Origin of the sequence: Pseudomonas sp. SH10-3B (assembly GCF_019891415.1) — a bacterium.
GTDB lineage: Bacteria > Pseudomonadota > Gammaproteobacteria > Pseudomonadales > Pseudomonadaceae > Aquipseudomonas.
The window spans coordinates 46127-52206 of sequence record NZ_JAFLXD010000046.1; the positions used below are offsets into that span (position 1 = coordinate 46127).

A 6080-nucleotide genomic window follows, 5' to 3' on the forward strand; every position below is an offset into this window, starting at 1 on the left:
AGTGAGCGGAAATCCGCTCATTCATCTTTCAGGAACATGTCCCTGGCCAGCCCATGGCGCTGCATTTTTTCGTTAAAGGTGCGCCGTGGCAGCTGCAACTCCGCCAGCACCGCCTTGATGTCGCCTTTATGCCGGGTCAATGCTGCCTTCAGGCAATGGGCCTCGAACGCCTCCTGCTGCGCGGCCAACGATTGCCCGGCTTCGATCCCTTCCGGTTCCGGTTCGCCAAGGCCCAGCACCTGGCGTTCGGCGACGTTGGCCAACTCGCGCACATTGCCCGGCCAGTCATGGCTGAGCAGGCGGCCCAACTGCGCGCCGCTCAGCGGCTCCACGCTACGGCCCAGGCGCTCGGCGGCGCTTTGGGCAAAGTGGTCGAACAGCAATGGAATATCTTCACGACGCTCGCGTAATGGCGGCAGGCGCAGTTGTGCAACGTTCAGCCGATAGGCCAGGTCTTCGCGAAAGCGCCCGGCGCGGGCCTCTTCGAGCAGGTCCGGCTTGGTGGCGGCGATGATGCGTAAATCCACATGAATGCTTTGATTGGAGCCCAATCGCTCCAACTTTTGCTCTTGCAGCACGCGCAGCAGCTTCACTTGCTGGGCCAGGGGCATGCTTTCGATTTCATCGAGGAACAGCGTGCCGCCATGGGCGTACTCCAGTTTGCCGATGCGCTTGCCCTGGGCGCCGGTGAAGGCGCCGCTTTCGTGGCCGAACAGTTCGGCCTCGAACAGTTGCTCGGGGATTGCCGCGCAATTGAGTGCCACAAACGGTTTTTTCGCGCGTGGGCCGAAGTCATGCAGGCAGCGGGCGACCAGCTCCTTGCCGCTGCCGGTCTCGCCCCGGATCAGGACGTTGACCGGCAAGGTCGCCAGGTCGAGTACCTGTCGGCGCAGGTTCTGCAAGCCGCGAGAAACACCGAGCAGGCTCGACTCCAACTGCGCCCGATGATCGGCTTGTTGGTGCAGGCGGCGGTTTTCCAGGATCAGCCTGCGGTTGTCCAGCGCGCGGCGCAGGCTGTTGAGCAACGCTTCGGGGCTGAAGGGTTTTTCGAGGAAGTCGTAGGCGCCGTCGCGCATGGCTTCGACGGCCATCGGCACATCGCCATGCCCGGTCAGCAGGATCACGGGCAGGTCGACGTCACGGCGCTGCACTTCGGCCAGCAGCTCCAGGCCGCTGAGACCGGGCATGCGCACGTCGCTCAGGATCACCCCGGGAAAGTCCCTGGGCAGTTGCGCCAGGCAGGCTTCCGCGCGGCTGAACAACTGCACCTCGAACCCCGACAAGCTCAGCCATTGTTCGACGGCCGTGCGAATGCTGGCTTCGTCATCGACCACAATCACCGCGTTCAACATAAGTCGGGTGTCTCCAGCGCGATAGGCAAGGTCAGGGTAAATACCGCGCCGTCGCCATGGTTACTCGCGATCAGGCGCCCGCCCAGTTCGTGCACGATAGCGTAGGAAACCGCCAGGCCCAAACCGAGCCCATCACCCACCGGCTTGGTGGTGAAGAAGGGGTCGAACACGCTGTTGAGGTGCTCTTCGGCAATCCCGCCGCCGCTGTCGCTGACCGTGAGTTGCCACAGCTGCTGGTCGGCGTGCAGGCGGATTTCCAAGCGCTTGCGTGGTTTGTCGGCCATGGCGTCGAGGGCGTTGCGCAGCAGGTTGATCAGCACCTGTTCGAGGCGGATCGCATCGCCGCGTACCCAGGCGGGACGGGCGAGGTCCAGCATGGTACCGATGGCTTCGTCACGCAGGCGTGCGTCGAGCAGTTGCAGGGACTGGTCGACCACGTTGGCCAGGTCCAGGCGTTCGCGCAAGCCGCTGGGGCTTTTGCGCGCGAAGGTTTTGAGGTGGCCGGTGAGGGCGGCCATGCGGGTGAGCATGTCGTCCAGCGGGGTGAGGGCCTTGTAGGCGTCGTCCACCCGACCGTGGTCCAGCAGCAATCGCAAAGTGGCCAACTGCATGCGCTGGGCAGTCAGCGGCTGATTGATCTCGTGGGCGAGGGCGGCGGACATTTGCCCCAACGCCGCTAATTTGGCCGATTGCACCAGGCCATCCTGGGCGGTGCGCAGGGCCTGGGTGCGCTCTTCGACAAGCTGTTCGAGTTCTTCGCGGCTGCGCTGGCGCAAACGGGCCAGGCGCCAGCGTTGGCTGAGGAACAGCGCCAGGAACACCAGCGCCAGCCAGGACCCGGCAGCGGCGAGACCAGCATTGCGTTGATCTTCAAAGGCGAACTGGGGTTTGCGCAGCAGATGCAGGGTCCAGCCCTCGGCCTTCAGCGGCAGGGATTCCCAGATGTAATTGGCGTTGCCATCGGGGCCGTTGACGTGCATCAGGTGGCTGTTTTCATCAAAGCGTTGCAAGACCTGGGTATCCAAGGGTTGCAGTTGTTTCTTGTCATATTGGCGGGTGGCCTTGAGTTCGGCGAGGTCGCTGGGCGACAGCGCGCGCAGGTTGCGATAACGCCAGTCCGGTTGGTTGGCGATAAACACGATGCCGCGCGCATCGCTGACCAGCAGCAGGTCATTGCCTTGGGCCCACTCACGCTCAAGCTCGGGGAATTCCAGCTTTACCACCATGGCGCCGAGGAACTGCTCGTGTTCATCGAGCACCGCGCTGGAGAGGAAATACCCTGGAATCCCCGTGGTCACGCCTACCGCGTAAAAGCGCCCGGTGCCTTGGCTCTTGGTCTGGCTGAAATACGGCCGAAATGCGTAGTTATGCCCAACGTAACTGCTCGGCAAGTTCCAGTTACTGGCGGCCACGGCCAAGCCTGTGCGGTCCATCAGTTCCAGGGTCGAGGACTGGGCTGCACCGTTGATGCGTTCGAGCTTGCGGTTGAGCAGGTCCTGGGTGCTGGCGTCCAACGGGCCTTTGAGCGCGTTGATCATTTCCGAGTCCAGCGCCAGCACAGCGGGCAGGGCGCGGTAGCGTTCGATCAGGGTGTGCAACGAGTTGGCATACAGCGCGAGCTGCTGGTTGGCGCGGGCCGCATCGTCCACCAACGCCTGGCGTTCGGCATGGCGCGTGGCCAAGGCAGCGGCCAGCAACGCACCGGCGATGATCAGTAGGGAATAGAAGGTCAGGCGCAGGGGACGCGGTATCACGATCATACGGTGATGGGCAGGCACAGTAAGGGGAGTGCACCATAGCATGCGCCATAAAAAAGGCGACTGGGCCATGGGGCCGCAGTCGCCTTTATCCTTGCGGGAAAGTGCTTACTGCACTTCTACCGCCAGGCTTTCACTGATCTTTTTCTGCCAGATGGCAGGACCGGTGATGTGGACGGATTCGCCCTTGCTGTCCACCGCAACGGTGACTGGCATGTCTTTCACGTCGAACTCGTAGATCGCTTCCATGCCCAGTTCGGCGAAGGCAACCACACGCGACTTCTTGATGGCCTGCGCCACCAGGTAAGCGGCGCCGCCCACGGCCATCAGGTACACGGCCTTGTGGTCCTTGATCGCTTCGATCGCGGTAGGGCCGCGCTCGGATTTGCCGATCATGCCCAGCAGGCCGGTTTGCTCGAGGATCTGACGGGTGAACTTGTCCATCCGCGTCGCGGTGGTCGGGCCCGCCGGGCCAACCACTTCTTCGCGCACCGGATCAACCGGGCCGACGTAGTAGATAAAGCGACCCTTGAGGTCCACCGGCAGGGTTTCGCCCTTGTTCAGCATCTCGACCATGCGCTTGTGCGCGGCGTCGCGACCGGTGAGCATCTTGCCGTTGAGCAACACGGTTTCGCCCGGCTTCCAGCTCTGTACTTCTTCCGGGGTCAGGGTGTCGAGGTTGACGCGACGGGCCGATGGGCCGGCTTCCCAGACGATTTCCGGGTAGGCGTCCAGCGGTGGCGCTTCCAGCGACGCCGGGCCCGAACCGTCGAGCACGAAGTGCGCGTGACGGGTGGCGGCGCAGTTGGGGATCATGCACACCGGCAGCGAAGCGGCGTGGGTCGGGTAGTCCATGATCTTTACGTCGAGCACGGTGGTCAGGCCACCCAGGCCCTGGGCGCCGATGCCCAGTTGGTTGACCTTCTCGAACAGCTCCAGGCGCATCTCTTCGATACGGTTCTGCGGGCCGCGCTTTTTCAGCTCGTGGATGTCGATGGATTCCATCAACACTTCCTTGGCCATCACCGCGGCTTTCTCGGCGGTGCCGCCAATGCCGATGCCGAGCATGCCCGGTGGGCACCAGCCGGCGCCCATGGTCGGAACGGTCTTGAGCACCCAGTCGACGATCGAGTCGGACGGGTTGAGCATGGCCATTTTCGACTTGTTTTCGGAACCTCCGCCCTTGGCCGCCACGTCCACTTCCACGGTGTTACCCGGGACGATGGAGTAGTGGATCACGGCCGGGGTGTTGTCCTTGGTGTTCTTACGTGCGCCGGCCGGGTCGGCCAGGATCGATGCGCGCAGGACGTTTTCCGGCAGGTTGTAGGCGCGACGCACGCCTTCGTTGATCATGTCGTCCAGGCCCATGGTGGCGCCATCCCAACGTACGTCCATGCCCACGCGCACGAACACGGTGACGATACCGGTGTCCTGGCAGATCGGGCGATGGCCGGTGGCGCACATGCGCGAGTTGATCAGGATCTGCGCGATGGAGTCACGGGCTGCCGGCGATTCTTCACGCAGGTAGGCCTCGTGCATCGCCTGGATGAAATCAACGGGGTGGTAGTAGGAAATGAATTGCAGGGCGTCGGCAACGCTCTGAATCAGGTCGTCTTGCTTGATCACGGTCATGAGTCGCGCTCCTCTATAAGGGAACATTCAATAAAGGTGGGCTCAGTGGGGTGCATCGGTCGGCTGAGTCCACCTTTCCAAGGCACGCCAAGTGGTGCAGGCGCGACGCTAAAAAGGCGCGGCAGTATAACCCGGCGCGGTGGCCGATACACCCGACTATGGTCATGAACCTCCGGCTCGGTTTACCTGTGGGAGCGAGCGTGCTCGCGAAAAACTTGAATTTGATGGGTTTCGTCAGACGGCCCGCGTTATCGTTAGCGATCTTCGCGAGCAAGCTCGCGCCTACAGTTGAAGAGTTATATGCCTGATCTACATGTCGGCGAACGCCATTGGTCGGTAGCCACCGGCAGCAACCTGCTGGATGCCTTGAACCAGGCGGGTGTAGCTGTGCCTTACAGTTGCCGGGCCGGCAGTTGCCATGCGTGCCTGGTGCGTTGCCAGGGCGAGGTCGAGGACCTGCAGCCCGAAGCGCTGAGCCCGGCACAACGCCAGGAGGGCTGGCGCCTGGCGTGCCAGTGCCGGGTGATCGGCGATCTGCAGGTCGAAGCGTTCGACCCGCTGCGTGACGGTTTGCCGGCCCAGGTGGTGGGTGCTGATTGGTTGAGCGCCACTGTGCTGCGCCTGCGTCTGCAACCGGAGCGCGGGTTGCGGTATCGCGCCGGGCAGCACCTGGTGTTATGGGCCGGACAGGTGGCACGGCCTTATTCCCTGGCGAGCTTGCCGCAGGAAGATGTATGTCTGGAGTTTCATATCGATTGCCGTCAACCAGGTGAATTCAGCGATGTTGCGCGAGGGTTGTTGGTGGGTGATCGTCTGCGCCTGGGAGAATTGCGTGGCGGCGCGCTGCAATACGATCCCGACTGGCAATTCCGACCGCTATGGCTGCTGGCTTCGGGTACCGGCCTGGGGCCTTTGTGGGGCGTGCTGCGCGAGGCGTTGCGCCAGGATCACAAGGGCGCCATCCGCGTGATTCACCTGGCCCATGAGGCCGACGGTCACTACCTGGCCGGGCCCCTGGCCGAGTTGGCGGCGCAGCATCCAAACCTGACGGTGGAGTTGTGGACCGCGGCTGAGTCGACCCAGGCATTGGCGCAACTGCGGCTTGTTTCCCGGCAAACACTGGCTTTGCTTTGCGGTCACCCTGCCAGCGTCGAGGCTTTTTCCAAGCGCCTGTTCCTGGCGGGACTGCCGCGCAATCAACTGTTGGCCGATGTGTTTCTGTCCCGTGGTTGAGCGCTGAATTCCACGGTCGTGAGATTCGCGATAACCCGAGTTGCTGTGACTGAACGAGGGGTTTAGCGGCGAGCAGGCGGCGCAGGGGCCGTGCTGGTGGTGGGGC

Annotated in this window: 4 protein-coding genes; 1 reads left to right on the forward strand and 3 read right to left on the reverse strand. The window is 63.1% G+C overall.

Features of this window, described 5'->3' with window-relative positions; all coding sequences use genetic code 11:
• Window positions 1-17: 17 nt before the first annotated feature.
• The 3 genes from J1G35_RS25530 to J1G35_RS25540 all read right to left on the reverse strand — a co-directional run bounded on the left by J1G35_RS25530 (window position 18) and on the right by J1G35_RS25540 (window position 4741).
• Window positions 18-1352 (reverse strand): sigma-54 dependent transcriptional regulator, encoded by a 1335-nt coding sequence (locus J1G35_RS25530; RefSeq protein ID WP_223016346.1) that lies wholly within the window; start codon window positions 1350-1352, stop codon window positions 18-20.
• On the reverse strand, window positions 1346-3112 hold the full coding sequence (locus J1G35_RS25535; protein ID WP_223016347.1) for an ATP-binding protein: 1767 nt from the start codon (window positions 3110-3112) through the stop codon (window positions 1346-1348). Before J1G35_RS25535 ends, J1G35_RS25530 begins: the two co-directional genes overlap by 7 nt.
• Window positions 3113-3217: 105 nt before the next feature.
• Window positions 3218-4741, reverse strand: coding sequence for a fumarate hydratase (locus J1G35_RS25540; RefSeq protein WP_010208051.1), 1524 nt, complete (start codon window positions 4739-4741; stop codon window positions 3218-3220).
• A gap of 300 nt (window positions 4742-5041) precedes the next feature.
• Here J1G35_RS25540 and J1G35_RS25545 point away from each other — a divergent pair, with 300 nt between their 5' ends.
• Window positions 5042-5974, forward strand: a complete 933-nt coding sequence (locus J1G35_RS25545; protein WP_223016348.1) for an iron-sulfur-binding ferredoxin reductase — start codon at window positions 5042-5044, stop codon at window positions 5972-5974.
• The last annotated feature ends 106 nt before the right edge of the window (window positions 5975-6080 follow it).